The following is a 26,901-nucleotide window of genomic DNA, read 5'->3' as shown; positions in this document are numbered from 1 at the left end:
GCTTTTTAAATCACTAGCGGGCCAGTACGACCTTGCTTCGGTATAGCTTGTTGTTTACCGCTACCTCGAACACGTACATACCTGTCTGTATAGCTGCGCTGTTTATCTCTAGCTGATGATGCCCGACAGGTAGCCGCTGTGCCGGCACATGGCGTACCAGCCGACCGCTCAGGTCGAATAGGCGCACCGTCACCTCAGTCGGCTCATCCACGCTCAGTCGCAAAGTTGCAGCATCAGAGAACGGATTAGGGTATACACTGAATACCTCATTCCCAGGGTTTATATTAACCACACCCTCCAGAGCATGGTTTTGGCTGGCCAGCATGTGGTCCGGCATGTTGGCCACATAGTATGGCCGCATCATTTCGTGGTCTTCGTGTGACAGGATGTGGCAGTGCCAGACATAGCGCCCTTCCCGGTCAAAGGTGGCTACCAAGCGCGTCACTTCTCCAGGAGCAATCGGATAGGTGTCTTTTTTCCCATCTTGCCCCGGCTCGGGCGTCTCGGGTACCCCCATCAGTTGTATGTTCGTAAGGCGCCCCTCTTCGTCTACATCGCCTGTGAACTTCTGGGAACTCAATACCTTGAAGAACACCAGGTGCAGGTGTACCGGGTGCGAATCGGGTGTGAGGTTATAGATTTCCCAAATCTCTGTGCTGTTCAAGTCCGGATTCTCCGTAATCGGGTCCGTGAACTCCAACGCGCCATCTTTTACGGTTCCCAGCATCGGCTTCAGCCTTCCGTATGCATCCTCCCCTTCAAATAGAATCAGTTTCCGGACTTGGGTGGCGGTGGGAGTTGGAGGAAGTGGCTTGTGGAAGGAAGCAGGCAAGTGGGTGAGCGGATAAGCTCTGTTCAGCGGAACATCTACTTTGAAAGCCATGATTTGTGTCTGGCTGTCACCCGCGTTTACCGGGTCTCCATCGGGAAATGGGGTATTGGCATCATTCGTCATGATGATGGTTTCCCCCCACAGGTTTGCACCTGAGAAATCCACCACCACATCCATGCGCTCACCGGGTGAAATCAGGAGCTCGCTGTGCTCCACCGGGGTGGTCAGAAAGCCTTGGTCAGACCCGATTTGCCAGACTTTCACTCCCTTCGTGAGTTTCAGATTATAAAACCGGGAGTCGGAACCATTCAGCACCCGAAAACGGTATTGCCGGGGCTCCACGTTCAAGATGGGCCAGGCCTTGCCATTCACCAGGATGATGTCCCCGAAAAACTCCGGTAAAATGGAAGGGTCAGGCACACCGTGGGAGTCTGACATGGCATGCGCCCCGCCTTCTTCAGGTTCAGTAGGGTAAAACAGCTGCCCATCGGCGGTAAACATACGGTCCTGTATAGCCAATCCTATGTCGTATTTAGGGTCTGGCAGCCTTTTGCTTTTCCTCAGGCCGTTTTCAAAACCGTCGGTAAGCAAGTAAAAACCAGCGAGGCCTGCGTATACGTTCAGGCGCGTGAGGCCGAGGGTATGGTCGTGGTACCACAGCGTGGCTGCCGTCTGGTCGTTGTCATAATGGTAGGGAATCTGCTCTCCCTTCACAAAATAAGGACCTTTCTCCCTAGCATACGGTGTATACCAGGCGCCTGGCAGACCATCGCTCTCTGACTCCGTATGTCCACCGTGCAGGTGCGTAACAATGGGAACACCGGGACCTTTTGGATTTGCCCAGTGGATGGATTTATCGACCGGAAGCAAATGCGGCAAGGGCTCTCCTCCCTCATCTACCAATCTGTTTAGCCATTTAACCTGTATGGGCTGGTCTTTTTTGGTAAGGATGGTCGGGCCCGGGTATTGCCCGTTATACCCCCAAACGTTGGTCAGCACAGGGGTGCCAGACGCATCTTTCAGCCCTAGGCCAAGGTCCTGTTCAAACTGGGAGATGGTCATGGTAATCTCCCTACCGCCGGCATCGATGGCGTCGATTACCGAGGGAATAGGCAGCTTATTGACAAACTTGGGCACAGAGGCCGGGTGCAGCAGCTCCTGCGCAAGGAGCGGCTGGCCTGTCAGCAACAGTCCCAACAGGAAACCTAACAGCAGATACTTTAAGTAAAATTGGAGGTATCGCATTTCCCATAGACTTAAGGATTTAGGCAAGCTGAAACACAAGCAAGAACAGGATACTGTTACAGGGAGAGGAGCGTATGTAAAATTACACCTATCGCTGTTTCAAGATAATGAATTAAGTCACAAAAAATTATCTTATACATATATTTGTGGTGACTTTTCGAGTTATACCTGCCAACAAACAGATATTGTTAGCCAATAAGTTGGCCATGCAATCCAGATGAAAAACGAGGTAAGGCAGCAGGTCCTCCAAAGCCTTCGCGACTACTCCCCGGGATAAGTGGCGGGGAATCGTTTCAGCACCGAGTATTGGAAACCCAGGCTGTCCTGCTGCTGCCGGTGCGCGTGCCATACCGCTATGCTGTCGCCTTCGGGCAGGGTATAGTAGAAGTCGCCGCTGCCGGCCCACCAGCCACCGCTGGCTGACAAGGCGTGGCGGGGAATATCGAAGGTGCGGTACATCTCCGGGGCAATGACCGAACAGGTATAGACGGTGTCAATCAGGTGGCGGTTGCCGAGCTGCTCCAGGTATACGACGGCCAGTGGGTCGTCTTCGTCTGCGTTGCGTATCTCCTCACAGGCCAGGTCAGCCTTTACCCAAGTGGTCAGGTCGGTGGCGGGCAGGTCGGTGGTAACAGCGTCTGCCTCGGACTGGCTCGCCTCGCAGGCCAGAAGCAGGAAACAGAGCGGGAGCAGGTATAGACCGGATTTCATAAGGGCCAGTTGGTAATACCCCAAAGGTAAAAAGAGAAACGATGCGGTGTATCAGGCAAGCTCCCTTTTCAGCACGTGCATGCCCCGGTACATCTCCTTCATCTTTTCGAAATCGAGTTCATAGGTGCCGCACTTCACGAAGCCGTTCCGCTCATAGAAGTCAACGGACCGGCTGCTGTCCATAGCCTTGAGCCAGACGATGCGCTTACCCTTCTCCAGCGCGTACTGCACCGTGAATTCCACCGCCCATTTGCCAATGCCAATGCCCGCCGCTTCGTGCACCAGGTATAGCCGCTCCAGCTCCAGGCACTCCTGTGCGGTATAGCCATCCAGGGCTTTGTCGATGTTCAGCTTCAGGAAGCCCACTGTCACGTCCTGGTAGCTGATCAGGAAAAAAGCAGCATTTGGGTCTTCCAGCTCCGAGCGCAGGGCCTCCTCTGAGAAACAGCGTTCTTTGTACCAGGCACCAGCATCGTGCCACAAGTAGGTATAGTGGTCGTCGTATGAGCGTATAGCAATACTTTGTAGCTGCTGTATGTCAGTGAGGCTGCAGGGGCTAATGGCAATGTCAGTCATAAGGGGTGATATGTTGTGTTCGGAATGTCTGTGTAGAAGAGGTATACTTTGCCGCGTTGAAATTGTGGGGCCATGCGGCTGATTTTCGTCCACAATTTTTCAAACCCTAAAAAATCCGATTTTATACCCAGCCTGCTGCACACCTCATTTTTGCACTCTTATTAAGGCGTATAAGCCAAGAATAAAACTCAGCAGTGGCTGAGACCGTATACAACTTGCACAAAATCAAAGAACTATGAAAAACATAAGAATATTATCCTTTACTATATTATCAGTGTTTCTACTGGGTGGATGCGCCGGTACAGACGGCTGGAGCAGTAAAAAGAAAGGCGCCGTGATAGGCGGAGCGGCAGGTGCCGCAACAGGTGCCGCCGTGGGTGGCACTTCTGGTGCCGTAATCGGTGGCGCAGCGGGTGCGGTCGGAGGCGGTGCCATCGGACGCAAAAAGGACAAGAAAAAAAGGGAACGCCAACGCGAACGGGAAAACCGAGAACAGAACCAGCGTTAAGAATAGAGGAATCCTTTAAGAGAAACAGGCTGCTGAGAAATCGGCAGCCTGTTTTTTTGTCCCCTACAAGTAAATCGGAGCCCTGCAATGATTATGTAAGCTTCACTTACTACCTCCTTCGCTTCCCTTTCCCGCCTCTTCCGGAGCCCTTGCCTACTTTGCTGTTTTTAGCCGAAGAGGCCGCTGCTTCCATGAAATCCTGCGCGGTGAGCGGGTATGGGTGGTTATCTACGATGGGGATGGATTTGCCGGTGAGTTGTTGTATGCTGATGAGGAGCGGCGTTTCGGTGGCGCCGCAGAAGGAAATGGCCACTCCGCTCGCCCCTGCCCTACCCGTGCGCCCAATGCGGTGCACGTATGTCTCGGGTTCGAAAGGAAGTTCGTAGTTGATGACGTGCGACAACTCCTGCACATCGATACCGCGCGCCGCCACATCAGTGGCCACCAGTACGCGCGTCTGGCTGTTCTTGAAGTTCTCCAAAGCACTTTCCCGTTCCCGTTGCGGCCGGTCGGCATGTATGGCCTGGGCAGGTATAGCCGCCTGGTTCAGTTCTTTGGCTATGGCATCGGCCGCCTCTTTGGTGCGCGTGAACACCAGCGCCCGGTCAATGCCTCCCTCCTGCAGCAGGTGCTGGAGCAGCTTCATCTTATTGGCCCGCCGCACATAGTACAGTTCCTGCCGCACGGTGCCCGCTGCCGAGGATACCGGTGCCACCTCCACCCGCACCGGGTCGTTGAGCAGACGTTTCGTGAGTTTGACGATTTCGGGCGGCATGGTGGCCGAGAAGAACAGAGTCTGGCGCTGTTCCGGTATGACGTCCAGCAGCCGCCGGATGTCCTGCAGAAAGCCCATGTCCAGCATGCGGTCGGCCTCATCGAGCACCAGGAACTGCACGTGTTGCAATCGCACAAAGCCCTGGTCCATCAGGTCCAGCAGCCGGCCTGGTGTAGCCACCAGTATATCCACGCCCGCTTCCAGCGCCTCGGTCTGCACCCGGTAGGACACACCGCCATATACCACCACCTGTTTCAGCTGAGTATACTGCCCGTAGGCTGCCAGGCTCTTGCCTACCTGTGTCGCCAACTCGCGCGTGGGCGCCAGGATGAGTGCCCGGATATGTCGAGGCTCGTCCGCAGAATGCTCGTGCAGCAACTGCAGGAGTGGCAATGAGAAAGCGGCCGTTTTGCCTGTGCCCGTCTGAGCGCAGCCCAAGAGGTCGCGCCGTTGCAGCACGGCAGGTATAGCCTGTGCCTGGATGGGTGTCGGGGAGGTATAGCCCTCTGCCTCCAGCGCCTGCAACAGGGGCGTAATTAGGTGTAGGTCCTGGAACGTCATGGCAGCTAAGTGTATGTTGTTTCGGAAAAAGAATCATGGCAAAGGTATAGCGCAGCAAAACCTGGTGCTATACCTGTGGGAAACAAAAAACGGCGGAAAATATATTCCGCCGTCTCTTTTATGTGTTTTCCTGTTGCCTTTACGCCATCACCTCGTTGAGGTTGGGCAGTTGCAGCCGGCCGAAGCGGTGCAAGGTATTTAAGTGGGAGCGCACGGCCTGCATGAACGTTTTGCTCTCCAGGTAAGGGATGTTGTACTCGGCCGCCGTCTTTTTCACAATGTCAGCAATGGCAGGGTAATGCACATGCGATATACGCGGGAACAAGTGGTGCTCAATCTGGAAGTTCAGCCCACCCACATACCACGACAGCAGCCTGCTCTTGCGCGAGAAATTGGCCGTCGTGTTCAGCTGGTGTATCGCCCAGTCGTTTTCAATAACGCCTGTTTCCGTGGGAAGCGGATGGCTGGTGCCCTCCACCGTATGCGCCAGCTGGAACACCGTGGACAGGATGATGCCCGTCACGAAATGCATCAGCAGGAAACCTAGCAGCACCTCCCAGAAAGGAATGCCGAAGATGAGCGTCGGCGCCACCAGGATAGAGAAGAAATACAGCACCTTGAAGGCCACAATCTTCAGGAACGCCACCCTGTTCTGCGCTTTTGAGTTTGAGTTCACCCCATTCCGGACATACCGGAAGAACTGCACGAAATCCTTTATGGTCACCCAATACAGCGTCAGCAACCCGTAGAAGAACAAGGCATAGGCCCACTGTATCTTATGGAAGAACCTGACGTTCGTATGCGGTGAAAAACGCAGCACGACCATATCATCGATGTCCTCGTCCATCTCGACCACGTTGGTGTAGGTATGGTGCAGGATGTTGTGCTGCAGCTTCCAGTTGAAGGCCGATGCGCCCAGCAGGTTCACCGAGTGCGCCATCAGGTAATTCACCGTCTTGCTCTTGGAGAAGGCGCCGTGGTTGGCGTCGTGCATCACGCTCATGGCAACGCCGGCCACACCCACGCCCATAACGAGCCAAAGCACGAGACTAACCGCCAAACCTGGCGTAAAGGCGAGCAGCAGTGCGAAGGGCACCAGGTAGAGAAGCAGCAGGATGATGCTCTTGATAAGCAGGCCGGTGTCGCCGGACTTGGGAAGGTTGTTGTCTGAGAAGTAAGCGTCTACGCGTTTGCGGAGTGTCGGGAAAAACAGGCTTTTGTCTTTGTTGACGAATTTTACTTTGCCTTTAAGCTTCATTTAGTAGTATTGATAATATTCAAATCGGGCTCGCATACCCAAAGAGGGGTTTACGAAACAGCCCGCCAGGATGTTAACCGAGTCAGCTCCGGTATGTTCGGGCGCTGCTTTGGCTGATGCCTGCAAAAACTGGTCAGCGACACGCTCCATGTCTAAAAAACCGGCTAGTGCACATGTCGGAATCAGGTACAAATATAACAGGGAAATGCAGAATTACCGCCTCCTCCCCGCCTATTGGCTTCTACCCGATGGCCTCGTTCAGGCTGGGCAGCCTGCCAAAACGGTAGAGGGTAGCGATGTGTGAGCGCACAGCCTGCCCGAAGGTTTTGTTTTCCATGTAAGGTATGCCGAATTCCTCAGCGGTTTCTTTCACGATATGGGCTATGGCCGGGTAATGCACATGGCACACGCGTGGGAACAGGTGGTGCTCAATCTGGAAGTTCAGCCCGCCCACATACCACGACAGCCACTTATTATGCCGGGAGAAATTGACAGTGGTGTTCATCTGGTGTATGGCCCAGTCGTTCTCAATATTGCCGTGTTCGTCCGGCCGTGGGTGGCTGGTGCCCTCCACGGTATGCGCCAATTGGAACACCACCGTGAGTATGATACCGGCCACAAAGTGCATCAGCAGGAAGCCCAGCAGCACCTGCACAAAGGGAATACCGAAGAACAGCGACGGCACACCCAGCACCACGAAAAAGTACAGCACCTTCATGCCGATGAGCTTCAGGAGCCAGGTTCTGTTTTCGGCCGCCGTGTTCGTATTCACGCCATTCCGGATGAAAAGCCTGTATTGCACAAAGTCCTTGGCCACCACCCAATAGAGCGTGAGCAGGCCATAGAAGGCAAAGGCGTACATCCACTGCAGCCGGTGGAAGAACTTCACCTTTGAGTGAGGGTTAAAACGCAGCACCAGTCTGTCCTGTATGTCCTCGTCCATCTCGACCACGTTGGTGTAGGTATGGTGCAGGATGTTGTGCTGTAGTTTCCAATTGAAGGCTGAGCCGCCTACCATGTTCAAGGTATGGCCCATGAGGTCGTTTACGCGCTTGCTGTTGGAGAAGGCACCGTGGTTGGCGTCGTGCATCACGCTCATGCCTATACCTGCCACCCCAAGTCCCATCACAAACCAGAGCAGAAGCCCCAGCGGCCAGGCCGGCTGTAAGGCCAGCAGTGCGATGAAAGGCAACACATAAGTCGCTATCAGCACAACGCTCTTGACCAGCATGGCTGTGTTGGCCGTTTTAGGCAGGCTGTTCTCTAAGAAGTAATTGTCTACCCGTTTGCGGAGCGTGGGAAAGAACAGACTTTTGTCTTTGTTGACGAATTTTACTTTGCTTTGCAGCTTCATGGGTTTCTGTTGTAGTGTAGTATAAACAAGTCTCACACTGCAGGGCAGAAAGGCCAAACGGTGAATAGCGGATACTTTATAAAAATGAATTCAGGCGGTTATAAGTTCAGACAACCCGTGAGTTTCCAAGTATTTATACCTACTCCTGTATAAATACTCACAAACTGGCCGACTGAAGTATGCCACAAGTTCTGCAACCTCCTGAACAGCTTGCAATTTAATCAAAAAGGATTGGAATAATTGCTAGCAATCTATATATGGTAAAAATATACGGAGGCAAAAAAATGCTGGTTTCAGGTTGAACCCCTGCAAAACAAAAAGGCCTGGCCGAAATTGCGGCCAGGCCTCTGCTATACCTATGCTGTTGCTTGTTACAAGTGAATCACCTCGCCGTAAGCGGCGGCGGCGGCTTCCATCACGGCCTCGCTCATGGTTGGGTGCGGGTGCACGGCTTTGATGATTTCGTGGCCCGTCGTCTCCAGTTTGCGGGAAACAACAACCTCAGCAATCATCTCGGTCACGTTGGCACCAATCATGTGCGCGCCCAGGAACTCACCGTACTTGGCATCGAAAATCACCTTCACGAAACCGTCTTTGGCTCCGGCGGCGCTTGCTTTGCCTGAGGCTGAGAACGGGAACTTGCCCACCTTCACCTCTATACCTTGCTCACGGGCGGCTTTCTCTGTCAAGCCCACGGAGGCAATTTCCGGGGAGCAGTACGTACAGCCCGGTATGTTGCCGTAGTTCAACGGCTCCGGATGGTGACCAGCGATGGCCTCCACGCAGATGATGCCCTCGGCAGACGCCACGTGCGCCAGTGCCGGACCCGGCACAATGTCACCAATGGCAAAGATGCCGTCCACGTTGGTCTTGTAGTACTCGTCCACCACCACGCGGCCTTTATCCACCTTAATGCCTAGTTCCTCAATGCCAATGTTCTCCAGGTTGGTCTGTATACCTACGGCCGAAAGCACTACCTCGGCTTCCAGTGTCTGCTCGCCTTTGGCCGTTTTCACCTTCACTTTGCAAAGGTCGCCGCTGGTATCCACTGCCTCCACTGAAGATTCGGTCATGATTTCGATGCCCGCCTTCTTGAAAGACTTCGCCAATTGACGCGATACTTCTTCGTCCTCTACCGGCACGATGTTCGGCATATACTCCACGATGGTCACCTTCGTGCCCATGGCATTGTAGAAGTAAGCGAACTCCACCCCGATGGCACCAGAACCCACTACTACCATACTCTCCGGCATTTTGTCCAGCGCCATGGCCTGGCGGTACCCGATGATTTTCTTGCCGTCGATGGGCAGGTTAGGCAGCTCACGGGAGCGGGCGCCTGTCGCCAGGATGATGTTGGTCGCTTCCACGGTGTCTTTCTTGCCTTCGGCGTTAGTCACCTCTATCTTGCCTTTGGCCACCACTTTGCCGGTGCCCATGATGGCGTCAATCTTGTTCTTGCGGAACAGGAACTGAATGCCCTTGCTCATACCATCGGCCACGCCGCGGCTGCGTTTGATAACTGCGTTGAAGTCCACAGAGGCATCTCCGATTGTAATGCCGTAGTCAGCCGCATGGTTGATGTACTCAAACACATTTGCGCTCTTGAGCAATGCTTTGGTCGGGATACAGCCCCAGTTCAGGCAGATGCCACCCAGCGACTCGCGCTCAATCACACCTACTTTCATTCCCAGTTGTGATGCACGGATAGCCGCCACATAACCGCCCGGACCACTACCAAGCACTACTAAATCGTATTTTGATGCCATAGTCTCTATTTTTTAAATGATGAGCAAAATTAAACGATAATCCCAACTTAGCAAAACCACCTGTACCTCCATCCTTGTGACCGATGGTGCGGCAGCTATGGCACTTTGCAAAGGTATATCTATCTCTATATAAAGATGTAGCTATGAACTGGCTCTAAGTGTTTTCTCATTGCGTTGAACTGTTGTACTTTGCGCTTCCAACCCATCGGTTTTACACACTGCATGAAAAAACTTTTACTTTTTCTATTACCCTTATTCCTGTCCTTGAACGCAATCGCCCAGAAATCGACGCTGGATTATTTTACGTCGGGCAACAAGAAATTCAAGTCTGGCAAGTACTCCGAAGCCATCAAGGACTACGACGAGGTACTGAAGCAGGACCCAGAGCACGTGGTCACTATCACCAACCGCGGCGTAGCCAAAGACCGCCTGTTGGATTATCGTGGCGCCATCGAAGATTTCACCAAAGCCATTGCCCTGGACGAGAAGCACGTGGCTGCCTGGACAAGCCGCGGCCTGTCTAAGTACAACCTCCGCGACTACCGAGGCGCCATCAGCGACTACAACAAAGCGGTGGAACTGTCCCCGAAGCAAGCCAAAACCTACAACAACCGCGGCCTTGCCCGCTACGGCCTCAAAGACTACCAAGGAGCCCTGACCGATTACAACCGGGCCGTTACCCTCAATCCCAAGTACGCAGAGGCGCTATATAACAGAGGGGCCCCGAAATACAATCTCGGAGACAAAACCGGCGCCTGCGCTGACTGGGCTAAAGCGAAAGCATTGGGGGTAAGAGAAGCGGAGCAGTATCTAAGGAATTATTGCAAGTAGGTGAACCGGGAACCAAGCTAAGGTATAGCAAGGGAAGGAACTTCATAGCACCTGCGTAGCGGCGGCTATTGCGGCATGCTCGCCGGGTTGTTGTATAGCTTGCCTTGGCAGGGCGGGCCTCGCTTTTTGTCTTGACACAAATCGAGGACCCCTACCCCCAAAGCAAACAAAAAAGTCAAGACGCTCCGAACTCGCTGACCGCTCAAACAGTGGAGCGCCATGTAGTGCACCTGGCCGATGCCACCGCTCTGTTGCTACAGGGCAACTCTCCCCTTGAGGGGAGTCAGAGGGGTGTTAAGGCTATACCTATACCTATACCTGCTCACGCTCCCATCATTCCCATACACATTTCTGTCATTCCGACGAAAGGAGGAATCCCACGCCCTTCCTGCCGTGAATCCAGCGCCAGCGCAGATGCGGCTTTTATGAGTACTTCTGTAACCCTCGCATCTTTTACCGCCCGCTCTCGCTACGCTCGAATCGGCGGTAGGTATGGTAACAGATTCCTCCTTTCGTCGGAATGACAAGCAGGGGCGAGAACTCTCCCTTCGAAGGGGGCAGGGGGATGTCATCCCTTCCAAGTTCTTTAAATCCTAATTCAGAAAAACCTATTGACTGGACTGGAAACGGCTGAAACTACTCCTCCATACCACCAAAAGAAAAAGACGCTTTGCAGCGCCTTCCCCATGTTCACACTATACTAAATCAAATCACACTTCCTCGTCATTTAAGGTAGCATGCTGCTTGTCTGCCGCGAGCAGCTCCTTTGGTTGGGCACCTGTTACTTCTATAGCTACCATTCTGCCTTCTATTTCTTCTTTCAAGGCGGCGAAGGCTTCCTTGTATTTCCGCTCGATAGGGTGGGCGGACGGCAGTTTCACCCGGAGGGCATCCACTTGCCGGCCGTTCTGCCAGAAGCGGTAGCACAGGTGCGGGCCGGTGGCCAGGCCGGTGCTGCCTACATAGCCTATCGTCTGCCCCTGCTGCACGCGGCTGCCCTTCCGGATGCCCCTGGCGAACTTAGACATGTGCAGGTATTGGGTGGTATAGGTCTTATTGTGCTTTATTTTCACGAAGTAGCCGTTGCCTCGGGTATAGGCGGCCTCCAGTACTACACCATCACCCACCGTCCGGATGGGCGTACCGCGCGGAGCGGCGAAATCGGTGCCCAGGTGCGGTTTATAACGCTTCTGCACCGGATGGAAGCGGCTCTTGGAGAACCGGGAGCTGATGCGGCTGAACTCCAGCGGCTCCCTTAGGAAGGCCTTTTTCAGGCTCTTGCCATCCTGGTCGTAGTAGCCGGTCTTTTGCCCGTCCTGCTCAAAGGCGATAGCGTATAGCGGCTTCCCCTCGTGTTCGAAATAGGCCGCTTTTATCTTCCCAAAGCCGATGGTGTTGCCGTTCACAAGCTTTTCCTCATAAATCAGTTTGAACATATCGCCGGGTTGCAGACGGCTCAGGTTGAGGCGCCAGGCGTAGATATCGGCAAAATGGTTTACCAGTTGGGGGGTTCCTCCCGCGGCCAGTATGGACTCAAACAAGGAGCTCTCGATGAAACCGGCTATGGCGCGCTCCACTACTAATACCTCTCGCTTGACGAGGCGCACGTCCAGGTCCCCGTTCAGGTCATAGACCACGTACTCCACCTCGCTGGGCTCATAGATGAAATAGCGGGCCGTTTGGGCAGAGTCCTGCGCGTGCAGGATGATGTAGTTGTGGTTGGCATTGATGCGCCGCACATTGAACACGTCCTTTGCTTTGCGGGCCAGCAGGTCGATGGTGACGGGCGAGATGTTGTAATCACGCAGCAGCTCTGACAGGTTCTCTCCTCTTTCAATGGTGCCTTCTATAATCTCCAGCGTATCGGTAGGTATGCCGTAGACGACGGGCGCTGTTTTTTTGACTATTTCTTCAGGCTGTGCAGGCTCAGGCTTTTTCTCTGTTTTCTGGATGTTAGTTGACTCGAAGCTGAGAGTTTGGGCTGCCGTGATAAAGACAAAAAGCGATACCGCAATCAGGATGGCTAGTCCGATACTACGTTTGAACATGAGGGGTACTTTTGGTTGGAAATCGGCACGAAAATATGGCTTAACACATAGAAATAAAAATCAATTACATTACAATATTCAGATTATAAATATGTTACAATCCTATTTCAGATACATGATATAGCACAAAGCATTCACAGACCTGTTTATATTAAAAATAATATATCTAATATACCTGCACATAAAACCTTGTAAAAGAGAGCTTTATTCACAAAGATGCGCATACCGTGCTGCCGCTCTTCTGAATAAAAAAATCTTTTATAACTTTGGTGCCTATGAAAGCATTAGAAGGAAAAGTAGCCCTGGTAACGGGAGCATCAAAAGGTATAGGCCGAGCCATCGCACAGAAGCTGGTGGAGATGGGCGCAGAGGTAGCATTCACCTACCTGTCAAGTGTAGAAAAAGGCCAGGCCCTGGAGCAGGAACTGACTGCCAACGGCGGCAAGGCCAAGGGCTTCCGCTCCGACGCCTCTGATACGGCCCAAGCCGAGAAGCTGGTGGAGGACGTGGTAGCTGCATTCGGCAAGATTGACATCCTGGTGAACAACGCCGGCATCACGCGCGACGGCCTGCTGATGCGCATGAGCGAGGACCAGTGGGATGCGGTCATCAACACCAACCTGAAATCTGTCTTCAACCTGACCAAAGGCGCCACCAAGCACATGATGCGCGCCAAGAGCGGCTCCATCATCAACATCACCTCGGTGGTAGGTATAAAAGGCAACGCGGGCCAGGCCAACTATTCGGCTTCCAAGGCGGGCATCATCGGCTTCACCAAATCGGTGGCGCTGGAGCTCGGTTCCCGCAACATCCGTTGCAACGCGGTGGCCCCAGGCTTCATAGAAACGGAGATGACAGGCGAGCTGGATCAGAAAGTGGTGGACGAGTGGCGCAAGGCTATACCTTTGAAGCGTGGCGGCACGCCCGAGGATGTGGCCAACTGTGTGGCTTTCCTAGCCTCCGACCAATCGTCGTACATCTCCGGCCAGGTGCTCCAGGTGGACGGCGGTATGCTTACCTAAGTTAGACATGTAAAAAGGTAGAAAGTGTTTTAGGTTGACCCTGAACTCATAACTTTCAACTCTTAACTATATCAAGACCAATGCTGCGGCGTTTACGTTAGTAGCATTGGTCTTTTTCTTTTATCTTTAGAAGGATAAGAAGTTATACCTGATAAAAATTTTGAAAAGAGACTAAAAATGGAGCTCGTTCTGACAAAGCACCGACCGCAGCTGAAGCATTTTGCACTGGTTCTTGCTCTTAGCATGCTGCTTTACGGCTCCCTTATGCTACTTGTATACCTGGTATTCTGGGTTACAGCTTCTGGGGCAACGTTCCATGAGTTCTGGCAAGATTTATCTTCTTCCTCAAGCTTTTGGCTCTTCCCTACGATAGGAGGTATAATGCATGCCTTCTCTTTTCAACGGCATGAGCTGACGATAACAGGTATAGGCGAACCGGGCAAGGTGGCGGACTGGGCGGTGAGCTTCCTGCAGCAAGAAGGCAGGGAAATCATATCAAAGCACGATACAGAAACCGTGCTGGCATCAACAAACAGGTATTACAGACTTTTCAACTATTGGCTGGGTGCAGAATTAGTCCACATCAGGTACAATGCGAAAAATGTTACTGTCATCGGACATTACCGCCACATCGATTTGATTGAGTCGAAAATAAAATTCGGCAAACCCGTTTTTCAATAGAATTTACGTACTTCTAAACGCTATAACTATCTAACTTCGCTTGGACTCCTTCCGCCTCATAACGTCCTTCTCGCCTTGGCTGATACTGGCCTGCCTGGCTGTGGGTGCACTCTACGCCTGGCTGCTGTACAGCAAGCGAACGCCCTGGTCAAAAGGCATCAACTATACCTTGGCGGCAGTGCGTTTTGTGGTGGTGAGCTTTCTGTGCTTCCTGTTGATGGGGCCATTGGTGCGCTACGTCAGCAACAGCACCCAAAAACCCACCATTGTGTTTGCAGTCGACAACTCGCAGTCAGTGGCGCTTTTCTCGGATTCGGTGCAGCTGCGGCAGGCGCAGCAGGGGTTGCAGGAATTACGCAGCCGCCTCCAGGACAAAGGCATCCAGACCGAAGTGCGGGTACTGGGCGCATCAGAGGCACCGCAGGATTTGGGGCAGTTGCAGTACGAGGCCGAAGCCACCAACCTGAGCCAGCTGTTGCAGAACGTGCGAACTGATTTCGAGCAGCAGAACCTGGCGGGTGTGGTGTTGCTTTCCGACGGCATCGTGAACCAGGGCACCTCCCCTACCTACGCGAATTACAACTACACCATCTACCCCGTGGCTGTGGGCGACACCATACCCAAAAAAGACATCATCCTTTCCTCGCTGCGCTACAACAAGGTGAACTACAGCGGCAACCGCTTTCCGCTGGAGGCCGAGCTGCAGCAGCAGGGCTTTGGCGCTACCACCGTGACCGTGCAACTGAAAGAGAACGGCAAGGTGCTGGAGCGCAAAACCGTCAGCTTAAAGCCCAACCAAAACATACAGCAGGTGCCTTTTCAGGTGATGGCGGGTGGCCTGGGCAAGCGCCACTACGAAGTGGAGGTGCTGCCACAGCAGGGTGAGTTCACCACGCTCAATAACACCAAGCATGCCTACATCGATGTGGTAAAGGGCAAAATCAAGATATTGGTGGCCGCCGCCGCCCCGCATCCCGACATCAAAGCCCTGCGGGCGGCCATTGAGTCGAATGAGAACTACGAGACGGAACTGTTCATACCTGGGCTCACCACCCTCAAGCAGGAGGACTACGATGTGGCGGTGTTGCACCAGTTGCCGGGTCGCACTGCTGGTGGCGAAGCTGCGTTGAGCCTGGTTCGCCAGAAGAACCTGCCTGCCCTCTACATCGTGGGTCCACAGAGCGACATCGGGGACTTCAACCGCCTGAATGTGGGCATCCGCATCAACACTCCGGGTCAGTCCGATGAGGTGACCAGCGTCATCAACCCGAACTTCAGCACCTTCAAAGTAGCCGAGGAAGCCACTGAGCGCCTGCAGCAATACCCGCCGGCCACCGTGCCCTACGGCGATTACCAACTCACCCCCAACACCGAGACCGTGCTCTACCAGCAGGTGGGCCGGGTGCGTACCACCAAGCCACTGCTCACCGTGCAGACCGTAGGCGACAAGCGCAACGCAGCCCTCCTCGCCTCCGGCACCTGGCAGTGGCGCATCACCGAAACCGCCAACCACGAGAATGCAGCCGTGTACGACAAGCTCATCACCAACCTGATGCAGCTGCTGACGGCGCCGCGCAACAAGAAGCGCCTGAACGTATACCCGGTGCAGAACGAGTACACCAGTTCCGACGAGATACGCTTTGAGGCCGAGGCCTACAACGAGGCGCTGGAGCCCATCTTCGGGCAGAACATCACCCTTAAGGTGACCGATGCCGAAGGCAAATCAAAATCTTATAATTTCGCCAACGGCGAGAACCAGTCAGGGGCCAACATCGGTTCATTGCCGGGAGGCCGTTATACCTATACCGCCTCGGCGCGCATCAACGGCTCGCTGCAGCAGGACAAGGGCGAGTTTGTGGTGGAGGAACTGCAACTGGAGGCTTTGCATGCGGTGGCCGACCACAACCTGTTGCACCAGCTGGGCAGCAGCACAGGCTCCCGGTTGTACTACCCGGCACAACTGCAGCAGCTGGAAGAGGATATCCTCAAAGCTGACCACAAGGATTTGATTTACAGTTCCGAGTCCCTGAACGATTTGGTGGATATGAAGTGGTTGTTCTTCGTATTACTGGGCTTGGTCTGCGCCGAGTGGTTTGTGCGCAAGTACAACGGCAGTTATTAAGCTGTCTGGTAAATCCCTCCTCTCTTTTGCAAAAAGTAGGAGAATAGATGTTTTTGCAGCGTATACTAATGGCTGGTCCTGTCTGATAATCCCTATGAAAAACACCCCGCAACCCATTGTGCTGGAAACCGAGCGCCTATACCTGAGCGAGTATACTCCAGCGATTTGCAACCACCTTTTCACCGCCTGCACAGACGAGGAAATAAAGGCATATTTGGGCCTGAAGAACGCGGAGGAGCTGGCCGATGAGAAAGACAAGTTCCGGAAAGGCCTGACCACGTATTTCCATTCTTTCAAGAACTTCCGGATACTGGAGAAGGCCACTGGCGCCATGATAGGCCGCTGCGGCTTCCATACCTGGATTGTGAGCCACCGCCGCGCCGAGGTCGGCTATACGCTGCTCGACGACGCCCACAAGCGCAAAGGCTACATGACAGAGGCGCTGGGTCCGGTGCTCGCCTTTGGCTTTGAGCAAATGGACCTTCGACGCATTGAGGCCCTGGCCGCCGACTACAATACGCCCTCCATCAAACTGCTGGAACGGTACGGCTTCAAGCTGGAAGGTGTAATACGGGAGCATTACGTGGTGGACGGCGTTAATGAAGACTCCGTGCTGCTCTCCATCATCCGCCCAGAATACGACCAGCTCAAGAAATCTTGGAACCTGAACTACAAGCAGCGCAACCCAGCCAAGGTATAGCGATGCCTATAATTTCTAATCCATAATTCATTATTTCCCTTTGAAGTACCTCCTACTCAACAAGCCCTACGAAGTGCTGACGCAGTTCACTGACGAAGCAGGCCGCGCCACGCTGAAAGACTTCGTGAAAGTGCCGGACATCTACCCCGTTGGACGCCTCGACTACGACAGTGAAGGCCTGGTGCTCCTGACCGATGACAAAGCGCTGCAGCACCGCCTCTCCGACCCGAAGTTCAAGATTGAGAAAACGTATTGGGTGCAGGTGGAAGGTATACCTACCGAAGAAGCTTTGGAAGAACTGCGCCGCGGCGTGCTAATCAAAAACACAAGAACCTCTCCGGCCAAGGCCCGCCTATTAGAGGAAGAACCGCAGGTATGGGAGCGTTCCAAGCCCATCCGTTTTAGAAAGGAAATCCCGACTACGTGGGTGGAGATTAAAATATCGCAGGGGATGAACCGGCAGGTGCGTCGCATGACGGCCGCCGTTGGCTTCCCCACCCTCCGCCTCATCCGCCCTGCCATCGGACCTCTCAGTCTGGGTGAGCTACAGCCAGGTGCGTACCGGGAACTGACCCCGGAGGAAGTGGCTAAACTCAAGGGCCTGACAGCGGGCGGTAGCTTTGGAAGTGGAAGCAGACCTCAAAAGACTGGCAGCACAGCACCTAAGAAAAACGGCGGCCGCCACTACGACAGCCGCAACAACTCCAGCCGTAAGAAACGGTTTTGAATACTGTTTTGTGAGCCCTGGTACCTCAGCCCACGGCTTCTTCCGCCATACCTGCATACCTGCCCACGCTCCTACCCCCTTCTTAGTCCCTCCACCTCTCTCCTTTGTCATTCCGACGATCGGAGGAATCTTGTACATGCACCTTCTGTAACAGATTTCTCCGATTGTCGGAATGACAGATACAAGATGACAGCGAGGTAAGAATAAACGCTTATTTATCCTGTATGTGACGAATGATTTTCAGCGCATGCTCCCGAGAATTCTCGATGAACCAGACGTGCGTCTCCATACCGCCGCACACCACGCCGGCCAGGTATAGGCGCGGCAAGTTCGTCTCCATGGTCTCCGGGTTGTGGTACGGGTGCCGGTACAGGTCATCTGAAAGTTTTATACCCACCTTCTCCAGGAAAGCAAAGTTGGGCTGGTAGCCCGTCATGGCCATCACGTAGTCATTGGCCAGCGTCACCTTCCCCGCAGGGGTCTGTATATCGACTTCAGCTTCGCGTACCTCAGTAAGTCGTGCGTTGAAGTAGGCTTTAATCGAGCCTTCGGCAATGCGGTTTTCCAAGTCAGGCTTGGTCCAGTACTTGATTCGGCCCAGTTCGCCTTCCCGTACCACCATCGTCACCTCGGCTCCCTTTCGCCAGGTCTCCAGCGCCACGTCTGCCGAGGAGTTGTTGGCGCCCACCACCACAATTTTCTGTTTGTAATAGTAGTGCGGGTCGTAATAGTAGTGTCGCACCTTAAGCAGGTCCTCGCCAGGTATACCCAGCATGTTCGGGATGTCATAGAATCCGGTGGCGATGATGATGTGCCGCGCCCGGTAAGTCGCTTTGCTGGTGCTGACCAGGTATAGCCCATCTTCCGAAGCTATACCTGTCACTTCCTCAAACAGCCGGATATCTAGCTGTTCCACATCCGCCACGCGGCGGTAGTATTCCAGCGCCTCGCTCCGGTTGGGTTTGGCATGAATGGAAGGGAAAGGGAAACCGCCTATCTCCAGCCGGTCGGCGGTGGAGAAGAAGGTCATGTTGAGGGGATAGTTGAAGAGCGAGTTGGTAATGGTGCCTTTCTCCACAATCAGGTAGGAGAGTCCGGCTTTCTTCGCCTCCAGTCCGCAGGCCAGCCCGATGGGGCCCCCGCCTACAATGAGTATGTCTAGTATGCTATGCAATGGCTTCTGTTAATGACGACGGTTGGGGTGTGTTGTAACTGAGAGTCTATAACGTAAATTTCAGCGATTCGGCATACTTTATAGGCCCATCGCATACGTGATGCCTCCCCAGAGGTGCTGCAGAAACAGCGGTTCGCTGTAGCTCTCGGGCGTGTGCCCCAGTGCGGTATAGAACGCCCTGCCCCCGTCATAGGTATGGAACCAGGCAATTGGGTGATTGTTTCCGTTCTTACCGCCTTCATACGTTGTCTCATCCAGCGTGGCCAGCACCTGCACATCGAGGTTCAGGTTCTTGAAGTTGTACCATTCATCCCTGCGCTCCCAACGGTCCGGCAGCATTCGGGTGGCGGGGTGGACCTTGTCAACTACATCGATGGCGGCGTGCTGCACTTTGGGGTGGTTGTCGAACTGCGCGCCTACCAAGTTGGCATACCAGGGCCAGTCGAACTCCGTATCTGAGGCGGCATGTATGCCGGCAAAGCCGCCGCCGCTACGGATATAGTTTTCAAAGGCAGCTTGCTGCTCCGGATTCAGCACATCTTGGGTGGTATTGAGGAACACGACAGCCTGATACTGCCGCAGGGAGTCGGCCACAAAATAAGCGGCATTCTCCGTCGTGTCCACCCGCACCCCATGCTCCTGCCCCAGTCGCAGTAGCGCCGCTTTTCCGTGGGGTATGGATTTGTGCCGGAAACCGGCCGTCTTGGAGAAGACCAGCAGGCGCGGCTTCTCCGCTTCCCTTTTTGGTTGAGAGGCACCGTTTTGCTGGGTGCAGGCAAGTATGCCACTCAATAGCAGCAGCACCAGGAGGTAGGACAGTAAGGGGTTTTTCATGAGCTTTTCAGGTTGCATGTCGGCCGGTGGCAAGGTATAGTGTGTGCTGCTTGCGTTGGCTGGCTATACCTGCAGCCGGTGTTTGGCTGCCTCAATGTAGTCAATCCGGTCCATAGTTCATGCAGCGGGATACCACTTTCAGGCTCAGGAATCGTTACCTCTCCAAGGCTGTACCTGCCTACTCCATCTCGTTCTTTCCAAATCCGATGCAATTCCTTAGCTTTAGGAACTCAATCTAAACGAACCATACCTAATTCCACACAATGCAAAAACGTATACTTTCGGTAGCGCTGCTGGTGGCCCTGAGCGGGGGCGCTGTGCAGGCTCAGAAGAAAGCCAAGCAGCCTAACCACACATCTGCCCAGCAAAGGCTTCAGGGGTTTGAGAAGCGCCAGCAACTGGAGCAGAACTCGCTCGTCAAGAACCTCGCCTTCCGCAACGTAGGCCCCACGGTGCAAAGCGGCCGCATCACCGACCTGGATGTAAATCCAAAAGACCCGACTAACTTTTACGCGGCCTATGCTTCTGGTGGACTCTGGAGAACCACCAACAACGGCATCTCCTTTGAGCCGCTCTTCGACAATGAAGCGGTGATGACCATCGGCGACATTGCCGTGGACTGGAACAACAAGGAGACCATCTGGGTAGGCACCGGCGAGAGCAACTCCAGCCGCTCCTCCTACTCGGGTGTGGGCGTGTACAAAAGCAGCGACGGCGGCAAGACTTGGCAGCACATGGGCCTCGATGACACCCACCACATCGGACGCATCGTCATCCACCCGACAGACCCCAACACCGTGTGGGTAGCGGCCGTGGGGCACTTGTATTCGCCAAATAAAGACCGCGGGGTATACAAGACCACCGACGGGGGCAAGACATGGAAGAAGACCCTCTACATTGACGACAACACCGGCGCCATCGACCTGGAAGTGGACCCGAAAAACCCCAACAACGTGTATGCGGCCATGTGGCACCGCGAGCGCCGCGCCTGGGATTTCGTGGAGGGCGGCAAGACATCCGGCATTCACAAATCCACGGACGGAGGCAACACCTGGACCCGCGTAACCACCGAAGGCAGCGGCTTCCCGACCTCCAATGGCGTGGGACGCATTGGCCTGAGCCTGTTCCCGGGCAACCCAAACACTATCTATGCCTTGCTGGACAACCAAGAGTTGCGCGCTGTAGAGAAGAAGGAGCCGAAGGCGGGTGAGTTGCAGAAAGACCAGTTCAAAGGTATGACCACAGAGGCTTTCCTGGCGTTGAATGATAAGGCTTTGAACGACTTCCTCGACAACAACCGCTTCCCGGCCAGGTATAGCGCCAAGACGGTGAAAGCGGACGTGAAGAGCGGCAAAATCAAACCTTCTGCACTGGCGGATTACCTCGAAGACCCGCTGGCTGTGACGACGGAGGCTCCCGTGAAAGGCGCTGAGGTATACCGCTCCGACGATGGCGGCAAAGCCTGGAAGAAGACGCACGACCAGCCCATCGACGACATGTACTCCAGCTACGGCTACTACTTCGGCGTGGTGCGTGTGGCGCCTTACAACCCCGATAAGATTTACATACTGGGTGTTCCGCTACTGACTTCGGATGACGGCGGCAAGACCTTCCGCAACATCGAGGGCGACAACGTGCACTCCGACCACCAGGCCCTGTGGGTGAGCCCCGACAAGCCCGGCTACGTCATCAACGGAAACGACGGCGGCTTGAACATTACCTACGATGACGGTAAGACCTGGGCTATCGCCAACTCCCCGTCCGTAGGCCAGTTCTACGCCATCGCGGTGGATATGGAGAAGCCGTACAACATCTATGGCGGTTTGCAGGACAACGGCACCTGGTATGGCCCGAGCAACTACCAGTTCAGCTCCGCCTGGACGCAGAACGGACGCTACCCCTACCAGCGCATTGGCGGCGGCGACGGCATGATGGTGCAGGTGGACACCCGCGACAACAATACGGTATACCTGGGTTCGCAGTATGGCAACTATTCCCGCCTGAACAAGCGCACCGGCGAGCGCATCTCTATCCGTCCGGTGCATGAGCTAGGAGAGCGCCCACTGCGCTACAACTGGGAAGCCCCTATCCACCTGAGCCGCCACAACCAGGACATCCTGTACTATGGCTCCAACAAATTTCACCGCTCCATGAAGCGTGGCGAGGACATGCAGACCCTTTCCGGTGACCTGACCAATGGCGGCCTGAAAGGAGACGTGGGCTACGGCACTCTGACCTCCATTGACGAGTCGCCGCTGCGCTTCGGGCTTATCTATACCGGTTCCGATGACGGTGCCATCCATGTATCGAAAGACGGCGGCAACAACTGGGATAAAATTTCGAACAAGCTGCCCAAGAACATGTGGGTGTCCACGGTAGTGGCCTCTAACCACAGCGAGAACCGCGTCTATACCTCGCTCAACGGCTACCGTTGGGATGATTTCACGCCATACCTGTACGTATCGGAAGACAACGGCAAGAAGTGGGAGCGCATCGGCACAGGCCTGCCCGCCGAGGCCATCAACGTAGTGAAGGAGGACCCAAAGAACCCGAACCTGCTGTACGTTGGCACCGACCATGGCCTATACATCTCACTGGACCGCGGCAAAACTTTCATGCAGATGCGCAACAGCATGCCAGCCGTAGCCGTGCACGACCTGGTGGTGCACCCGCGCGAAAACGACTTGGTGGTGGGCACGCACGGCCGCTCCATTTACATTGCCAATGTGGAGCACCTGCAGCAGCTGACGCCTGAGGTCCAGAACCAAAAGCTGCACCTCTTCGCCTTCCAGCCGGTGCAGTACAATCCGCGTTGGGGCCAGAAGTGGGGTGCCTGGAGCGAGGCCATGGAACCTTCCATGGACATCGCGTTCTATACCTCCCAGGCCGGCACTACCACCATCCGCATCAAGACGGATAAAGGGCAGTTGCTGAAAGAGCTGAAGGATGAGAACGAGCGCGGCCTAAACTATGTTCGCTACAACCTATCCGTGGACGAGGCCAACGCCAAAGCCTACGAAACAGCCCTGAACGGCAGCAAGAAAGACGGTGAGGAAACGGTGAAAGTAACTGCCGCCGACAACAAGGTGATTTACCTGCAGCCGGGCAAGTATACCGTTGAGGTAGAGACGGCCGATGGCGGCAAAGCCACATCGGACTTCACCTTGAAAGCACTGGAAAGAAGAAGCAGAAGTTAAGCTTATTTAAGAAGCTATCAGTGACAAAGGCAGCCAAAAGGCTGCCTTTGTTGATTCATGGCTTGCCTCTCAAGTCATTGATTCTAAATGATACTTTAAACTTTTGAATATATTTACTTTTAGCAATCTAATTCACGATTTTTTATGTTACAAGAACGGCAACAAAGTCCATCCCTTTACATTGGTGTTATACTTATTACAATAAGTGTTTATACCTTACTGCCTTTCCTGCTTCTCACCCTTTTCACTCATCCAACCGCCGACGATTTCAGTTTTGCGGTGCGTGACACAACCCTGAGCTTCTTTGAGTCGCAAGTTGAATTCTATCTCAATTGGTCAGGAAGATACTTTGGGACGGCAATTGTAAGAATCAATCCCCTAACGACAGAGTCTTTAAAAGTCTATAAACTCTATGCTTGTTTAACGCTTATCGTTTTCTGCATACAGGTATACTGGCTCATCAACCTTGTAATTAAAGGGGAATTAAGCAAGCTGAAGGCGTTCACTCTAACTGCAATCCTCATCTGTCTATACCTGCTTCTGATTCCAAGCACGGCTGAGGGTTTCTACTTTTTCACTACCTATGCAACCTATCAATTTCCCAACATTCTGATGCTTCTGATGCTCAGCTTACTTTATGCCTTCTTTCAATCAGAAAACACCGCAGCAAAATTATCTTATATAGCCATGGCTAGTATTAGCTGCATCGCCATTGTTGGTTCAAATGAGATGTCACTGATATTGGCTTTCACGACACTCTTGCTGCTTCTTGTTACTAACCTAAAAAACAAAGAGGCCCGGCCATACCTGTTGCTCCTTTTTACTATTTGCGTTGCTTCGTGTTTAATAGCAGTGCTGGCACCTGGCAACTACGCCCGCATGAACGACCATCCCAATGCCTCCAGATTCTGGTGGTCAGCAGTATATTCTGCCCTCCTGACTTTGATTACCTTCTACAGGTGGTCGGCTCCTGTACTGGCAGTCTCTGTTCTGTACATGTTATTCATAGGGATTCCATTGGCTGATAAGACAAGAGAGAGCCGTCTGTTCAACGTCGACCTTAGGTTAGCCGCCATGTATTTTTTGGGAACCATCTTCTTGATGTACTTCGCCTTTGCCTGGTCTACAGGTGAGCGTGCTACGCCTAGAGTCGAGAATGTGATTTGTTTCTTTTTCATTTTCGGTTGGTTTTACCTTCTGCAGTTGGCACTGCATACCTACAGGCATCAACTTAAATATGAGCACCTACTCTCGCCTGCTATACCGACTGCGGCCTTGCTGCTATTCGCTTTGAACATCCTCTCGGTTGACAGCAATGTCACCACAGCCTATATAGATTTACTGTCTGGAAAAGCCGCTGCCTACGATAAAGCATTAACCTCAAGATATGTCTCATTGAAAGCCTCTGATTGTAAAAAATGTGAGGTTCCACCTCTACCGGCTATACCTAAAACGATTTACTTTTCAGATATATTGGAAGGGTCGAAGAATGATGACATGTGGATTAATAGCGGCTTTGCTAGGTATTGGGGGAAAGAAGCTGTACACTTAAGCGCACCTAATCCCCCTATTAAAGAGAATATCACAACTCTACGAGAATCAGGAAAAAACACCTTACGCAACGAGTCAATTATAGAGTGAGCCAAAACACCAATATTTTCTCTACCCTGAAAGCACCGGAAAGAAGAAGCAGAAGTTAAGCTTATTTAAGAAGCTATCAGTGACAAAGGCAGCCTTTTGGCTGCCTTTGTTGTTTGCAACCTGCTCTTGGATGAGAAACGCTACAAAGCTGGCACATATATTGTTATATTTTTTATACCTAATTCTATATATTCAGGTATAGGTTCGGCTTTGCCTTTCTTCATCTCTAACGCTTCCTAATTTTCCAACTTATGAAATTCAAAGTTTTACTGCTTTCCCTTCTCCTGGCTTCTGCCTTCACCGCCTCTGCACAGGATACATGGGCGCCCAAAATCGGTTATGGCGGCGTGATGGCTGGCAATGGGGACCTCCCCGGTCATTGGTTCCTGGCAGGTGTGCAGAAACAGGTGTCCTCCCGCTCCGGCTTTGAGATAGCGGCTACCGGCACCTACATTGAACAAACGCGCGACTGGGGCCAAGGCTACGAGACGTTCGAAAAATCGAATGGTATGGCTTTGGAGGGTACCTACAACTATTTTCTCAGCTGGGGCGCCGTTCGGCTATACCCTGCCGTGGGGCCGGTGCTGCGGTATGCGAGCGAAAGGGATGTCAACCAACTCTCCATCAGCTACAACAGCCAAGGTGAAATCACAGAATTCGCACCGGTGGTACACACCAACAGGCAGCTGCAACCAGGCGTTGTGGTGGCGCTGAACCTGGATGTGCGGGCAACGCAGCACCTTACCCTGGGCTTGCGGGGAGCGGTGCAGAGCTTTCAGAATGGGCAAAGACTGGCATCGGTGGGCATCACACTACAAAACCTGAACTGGGGCTTTTGATGCAGGCAAGTATACCCGTCATTCTTCAGAAAAGGCAGCTGCAATAGCTGCCTTTTCTGTTGTCAATCAGCCTGGTTCTTCCATATCCCGCCAATCCTGTTATATTTGTTAGCAGTGCCACACCAATCCTATATGAGAAAACTATTCCCCCTCCTTCTTTTGTCCTTGCTGTTCCTGGCTGATGCCAGTGCCCAACAGCTTCCGTCTATCCTGCCATTGCGGGAACGCGCCACTCTGGAAGATAAACTGCTGCAGGAACGCCTCGACAACCTGTTGCCCAACTTGATGCGGAGGCACGGGGTGGACATGTGGCTCATCATCGCCAGGGAGTACAACGAGGACCCGGTCATCCGGACCATGTTGCCTGCCACCTGGCTGGCCGCCCGCCGCAGGACCATCCTGCTCTTCCACGACAATGGCAAACAAGTGGAACGCCTGGCGGTGGCGCGCTATGACATCGGCAACCTGTTCAAAGGCGCCTGGAATCCGGAGCAGGAACCGAACCAGTGGAAACGGCTGGCTGCCCTTATCGCGGAGCGCAACCCCAAGAAGCTGGCCTTGAACACCTCCCCCCACTTTGGCCATGCCGATGGCTTGACAAAAACGGAATGGGACAGCCTGATGCACCACATGCCCAAGGCACAACAGCAACGAGTGGTGTCGGCGGAGAAGCTTGCCGTGGATTGGCTGCAGGTGAGGACGCAAACAGAACTGGACCTGTATGAGCAAATCAGCCAGTTAGGCCATCGCATCATAGCCGAGGGATTCTCAGAACAAGTCATCCAACCGGGCGAGACGACGACCGAAGACGTGGTTTGGTGGTTCCGGGAGCGAATATCGGAACTCAAGCTGGAGGCCTGGTTTCACCCGACAGTGGATGTGCAACGGGCAAATCCGGGAGCAGGCGATTCGGAGCCCTTCTTTGCACAGCGCCCGGCCCAGGAAGTCATCCAATCCGGTGACCTGCTCCATGTAGACTTGGGTATCACCTACCTCACACTGAACACCGATGTGCAGCAGCTGGCCTACGTGCTGAAACCCGGTGAAAAGGACGCACCAGCATACCTGAAAAAGGCACTGGCTACCGGCAATCACCTGCAGGACATCCTCACCTCCCACATGAAGCCAGGCAGAACCGGCAACGAAGTATTAAAAGCAACATTAGCTCAGGCGAAAAAGGAGAACATAGAGGCCAGCATCTACTCCCACCCCATCGGCTATCACGGGCATGGAGCCGGACCCGCCATCGGGATGTGGGACATGCAGCGGGGAGTGCCTGGTACTGGGGATTACCCGCTGCAAACCAACACGGTTTACGCCATTGAATTGAACGCGAAAGTCACCTTGCCTGCGTGGAACAACAAAGAAATACGGGTAATGCTGGAGGAGCAGGCGGCCCTCATGCCGCAAGGTATGCGCTACATACATGGCAGACAAAAGGAGTTGCTCCTGATACCACGACAGGTCATATCAGGCAGCTATCTGGGGCAGTAAAAGCC

The 26,901-nt window shown here is 53.6% G+C and carries 21 protein-coding genes; 11 read left to right on the top strand and 10 right to left on the bottom strand.

Annotated elements, in window-relative coordinates:
- Nucleotides 1-13: 13 nt before the first annotated feature.
- From B051_RS0114480 to B051_RS0114470, 3 genes are all read right to left on the bottom strand, one after another.
- Nucleotides 14-2,077, bottom strand: a complete 2,064-nt coding sequence (locus B051_RS0114480) for a multicopper oxidase domain-containing protein (protein ID WP_018478932.1) — start codon at nt 2,075-2,077, stop codon at nt 14-16.
- A 261-nt stretch (nt 2,078-2,338) separates the two neighbouring features.
- Entirely contained in the window at nt 2,339-2,788 is a 450-nt protein-coding gene (locus B051_RS0114475; RefSeq protein ID WP_018478931.1) for a hypothetical protein, read from the bottom strand.
- A gap of 51 nt (nt 2,789-2,839) precedes the next feature.
- Nucleotides 2,840-3,364 carry a GNAT family N-acetyltransferase gene (locus B051_RS0114470; RefSeq protein ID WP_018478930.1) on the bottom strand — a complete coding sequence of 175 codons (525 nt, stop codon included), beginning with the start codon at nt 3,362-3,364 and terminating at the stop codon, nt 2,840-2,842.
- A gap of 235 nt (nt 3,365-3,599) precedes the next feature.
- Between B051_RS0114470 and B051_RS21375 the strand changes: the two genes are divergently transcribed.
- The gene (locus B051_RS21375) at nt 3,600-3,872 is read left to right on the top strand and encodes a glycine zipper domain-containing protein (RefSeq protein ID WP_018478929.1); all 273 of its coding nucleotides are present in this window, start codon (nt 3,600-3,602) and stop codon (nt 3,870-3,872) included.
- 109 nt (nt 3,873-3,981) lie between these two features.
- Here the strand turns inward: B051_RS21375 and B051_RS0114460 are convergent, their stop codons facing one another.
- The 4 genes from B051_RS0114460 to lpdA all read right to left on the bottom strand — a co-directional run bounded on the left by B051_RS0114460 (nt 3,982) and on the right by lpdA (nt 9,586).
- Nucleotides 3,982-5,208, bottom strand: coding sequence for a DEAD/DEAH box helicase (locus B051_RS0114460; protein ID WP_018478928.1), 1,227 nt, complete (start codon nt 5,206-5,208; stop codon nt 3,982-3,984).
- 139 nt (nt 5,209-5,347) lie between these two features.
- A complete protein-coding gene (locus B051_RS0114455; protein ID WP_018478927.1) occupies nt 5,348-6,466 on the bottom strand; it encodes a fatty acid desaturase family protein in 1,119 nt (372 codons plus the stop codon).
- 241 nt (nt 6,467-6,707) lie between these two features.
- Nucleotides 6,708-7,820 (bottom strand): fatty acid desaturase family protein, encoded by a 1,113-nt coding sequence (locus tag B051_RS0114445; protein WP_018478925.1) that lies wholly within the window; start codon nt 7,818-7,820, stop codon nt 6,708-6,710.
- A 371-nt stretch (nt 7,821-8,191) separates the two neighbouring features.
- Entirely contained in the window at nt 8,192-9,586 is a 1,395-nt protein-coding gene (lpdA, locus tag B051_RS0114440; RefSeq protein ID WP_026236418.1) for a dihydrolipoyl dehydrogenase, read from the bottom strand.
- A 264-nt stretch (nt 9,587-9,850) separates the two neighbouring features.
- On the opposite strand from lpdA, the gene B051_RS0114435 reads away from it, so the two are divergent.
- Nucleotides 9,851-10,417: a tetratricopeptide repeat protein gene (locus B051_RS0114435; protein WP_018478923.1), complete on the top strand. Its 567-nt coding sequence runs from the start codon at nt 9,851-9,853 to the stop codon at nt 10,415-10,417.
- 710 nt (nt 10,418-11,127) lie between these two features.
- Here B051_RS0114435 and B051_RS0114425 read toward each other — a convergent pair.
- The gene (locus B051_RS0114425; RefSeq protein ID WP_018478921.1) at nt 11,128-12,465 is read right to left on the bottom strand and encodes a peptidoglycan DD-metalloendopeptidase family protein; all 1,338 of its coding nucleotides are present in this window, start codon (nt 12,463-12,465) and stop codon (nt 11,128-11,130) included.
- A 275-nt stretch (nt 12,466-12,740) separates the two neighbouring features.
- Between B051_RS0114425 and fabG the strand changes: the two genes are divergently transcribed.
- From fabG to B051_RS0114400, 5 genes are all read left to right on the top strand, one after another.
- A complete protein-coding gene (fabG, locus tag B051_RS0114420; RefSeq protein ID WP_018478920.1) occupies nt 12,741-13,487 on the top strand; it encodes a 3-oxoacyl-[acyl-carrier-protein] reductase in 747 nt (248 codons plus the stop codon).
- Between the two features lie 177 nt (nt 13,488-13,664).
- Nucleotides 13,665-14,168 carry a hypothetical protein gene (locus B051_RS0114415; RefSeq protein WP_018478919.1) on the top strand — a complete coding sequence of 168 codons (504 nt, stop codon included), beginning with the start codon at nt 13,665-13,667 and terminating at the stop codon, nt 14,166-14,168.
- 40 nt (nt 14,169-14,208) lie between these two features.
- Nucleotides 14,209-16,290 (top strand): vWA domain-containing protein, encoded by a 2,082-nt coding sequence (locus B051_RS0114410; protein ID WP_018478918.1) that lies wholly within the window; start codon nt 14,209-14,211, stop codon nt 16,288-16,290.
- A gap of 94 nt (nt 16,291-16,384) precedes the next feature.
- Nucleotides 16,385-16,990, top strand: coding sequence for a GNAT family N-acetyltransferase (locus tag B051_RS0114405; protein WP_018478917.1), 606 nt, complete (start codon nt 16,385-16,387; stop codon nt 16,988-16,990).
- A 40-nt stretch (nt 16,991-17,030) separates the two neighbouring features.
- The gene (locus tag B051_RS0114400) at nt 17,031-17,717 is read left to right on the top strand and encodes a pseudouridine synthase (protein WP_018478916.1); all 687 of its coding nucleotides are present in this window, start codon (nt 17,031-17,033) and stop codon (nt 17,715-17,717) included.
- 211 nt (nt 17,718-17,928) lie between these two features.
- On the opposite strand, the gene B051_RS0114395 is transcribed toward B051_RS0114400, so the two are convergent.
- Together B051_RS0114395 and B051_RS0114390 are read right to left on the bottom strand one after the other, a co-directional pair.
- On the bottom strand, nt 17,929-18,891 hold the full coding sequence (locus B051_RS0114395) for a YpdA family putative bacillithiol disulfide reductase (protein WP_018478915.1): 963 nt from the start codon (nt 18,889-18,891) through the stop codon (nt 17,929-17,931).
- Nucleotides 18,892-18,969: 78 nt separating this feature from the next.
- A complete protein-coding gene (locus B051_RS0114390; protein ID WP_157578922.1) occupies nt 18,970-19,725 on the bottom strand; it encodes a ThuA domain-containing protein in 756 nt (251 codons plus the stop codon).
- Between the two features lie 263 nt (nt 19,726-19,988).
- On the opposite strand from B051_RS0114390, the gene B051_RS0114385 reads away from it, so the two are divergent.
- The 4 genes from B051_RS0114385 to B051_RS0114370 all read left to right on the top strand — a co-directional run bounded on the left by B051_RS0114385 (nt 19,989) and on the right by B051_RS0114370 (nt 26,896).
- Nucleotides 19,989-22,922 (top strand): VPS10 domain-containing protein, encoded by a 2,934-nt coding sequence (locus tag B051_RS0114385; protein ID WP_018478913.1) that lies wholly within the window; start codon nt 19,989-19,991, stop codon nt 22,920-22,922.
- 144 nt (nt 22,923-23,066) lie between these two features.
- Nucleotides 23,067-24,563 carry a DUF6056 family protein gene (locus B051_RS0114380; RefSeq protein WP_018478912.1) on the top strand — a complete coding sequence of 499 codons (1,497 nt, stop codon included), beginning with the start codon at nt 23,067-23,069 and terminating at the stop codon, nt 24,561-24,563.
- Between the two features lie 251 nt (nt 24,564-24,814).
- The gene (locus B051_RS0114375) at nt 24,815-25,402 is read left to right on the top strand and encodes a hypothetical protein (protein WP_018478911.1); all 588 of its coding nucleotides are present in this window, start codon (nt 24,815-24,817) and stop codon (nt 25,400-25,402) included.
- A gap of 132 nt (nt 25,403-25,534) precedes the next feature.
- The gene (locus B051_RS0114370; protein ID WP_026236417.1) at nt 25,535-26,896 is read left to right on the top strand and encodes a M24 family metallopeptidase; all 1,362 of its coding nucleotides are present in this window, start codon (nt 25,535-25,537) and stop codon (nt 26,894-26,896) included.
- Nucleotides 26,897-26,901: the final 5 nt, after the last annotated feature.

The sequence above is a fragment of the Pontibacter roseus DSM 17521 genome, assembly GCF_000373265.1.
Lineage (GTDB): Bacteria > Bacteroidota > Bacteroidia > Cytophagales > Hymenobacteraceae > Pontibacter > Pontibacter roseus.
Note: the sequence above shows the minus strand (reverse complement) of the source record. Positions and strands in the feature narration are given on the sequence as shown.

Bases quoted from the DNA above. Each gene is read 5' to 3' on its own strand.
- B051_RS0114480 (WP_018478932.1), bottom strand. From the start codon at position 2,077: ATGCGATACCTCCAATTTTACTTAAAGTATCTGCTGTTAGGTTTCCTG.
- B051_RS0114475 (WP_018478931.1), bottom strand. From the start codon at position 2,788: ATGAAATCCGGTCTATACCTGCTCCCGCTCTGTTTCCTGCTTCTGGCC.
- B051_RS0114470 (WP_018478930.1), bottom strand. From the start codon at position 3,364: ATGACTGACATTGCCATTAGCCCCTGCAGCCTCACTGACATACAGCAG.
- B051_RS21375 (WP_018478929.1), top strand. From the start codon at position 3,600: ATGAAAAACATAAGAATATTATCCTTTACTATATTATCAGTGTTTCTA.
- B051_RS0114460 (WP_018478928.1), bottom strand. From the start codon at position 5,208: ATGACGTTCCAGGACCTACACCTAATTACGCCCCTGTTGCAGGCGCTG.
- B051_RS0114455 (WP_018478927.1), bottom strand. From the start codon at position 6,466: ATGAAGCTTAAAGGCAAAGTAAAATTCGTCAACAAAGACAAAAGCCTG.
- B051_RS0114445 (WP_018478925.1), bottom strand. From the start codon at position 7,820: ATGAAGCTGCAAAGCAAAGTAAAATTCGTCAACAAAGACAAAAGTCTG.
- lpdA (WP_026236418.1), bottom strand. From the start codon at position 9,586: ATGGCATCAAAATACGATTTAGTAGTGCTTGGTAGTGGTCCGGGCGGT.
- B051_RS0114425 (WP_018478921.1), bottom strand. From the start codon at position 12,465: ATGTTCAAACGTAGTATCGGACTAGCCATCCTGATTGCGGTATCGCTT.
- fabG (WP_018478920.1), top strand. From the start codon at position 12,741: ATGAAAGCATTAGAAGGAAAAGTAGCCCTGGTAACGGGAGCATCAAAA.
- B051_RS0114415 (WP_018478919.1), top strand. From the start codon at position 13,665: ATGGAGCTCGTTCTGACAAAGCACCGACCGCAGCTGAAGCATTTTGCA.
- B051_RS0114405 (WP_018478917.1), top strand. From the start codon at position 16,385: ATGAAAAACACCCCGCAACCCATTGTGCTGGAAACCGAGCGCCTATAC.
- B051_RS0114390 (WP_157578922.1), bottom strand. From the start codon at position 19,725: ATGAAAAACCCCTTACTGTCCTACCTCCTGGTGCTGCTGCTATTGAGT.
- B051_RS0114385 (WP_018478913.1), top strand. From the start codon at position 19,989: ATGCAAAAACGTATACTTTCGGTAGCGCTGCTGGTGGCCCTGAGCGGG.
- B051_RS0114380 (WP_018478912.1), top strand. From the start codon at position 23,067: ATGTTACAAGAACGGCAACAAAGTCCATCCCTTTACATTGGTGTTATA.
- B051_RS0114375 (WP_018478911.1), top strand. From the start codon at position 24,815: ATGAAATTCAAAGTTTTACTGCTTTCCCTTCTCCTGGCTTCTGCCTTC.
- B051_RS0114370 (WP_026236417.1), top strand. From the start codon at position 25,535: ATGAGAAAACTATTCCCCCTCCTTCTTTTGTCCTTGCTGTTCCTGGCT.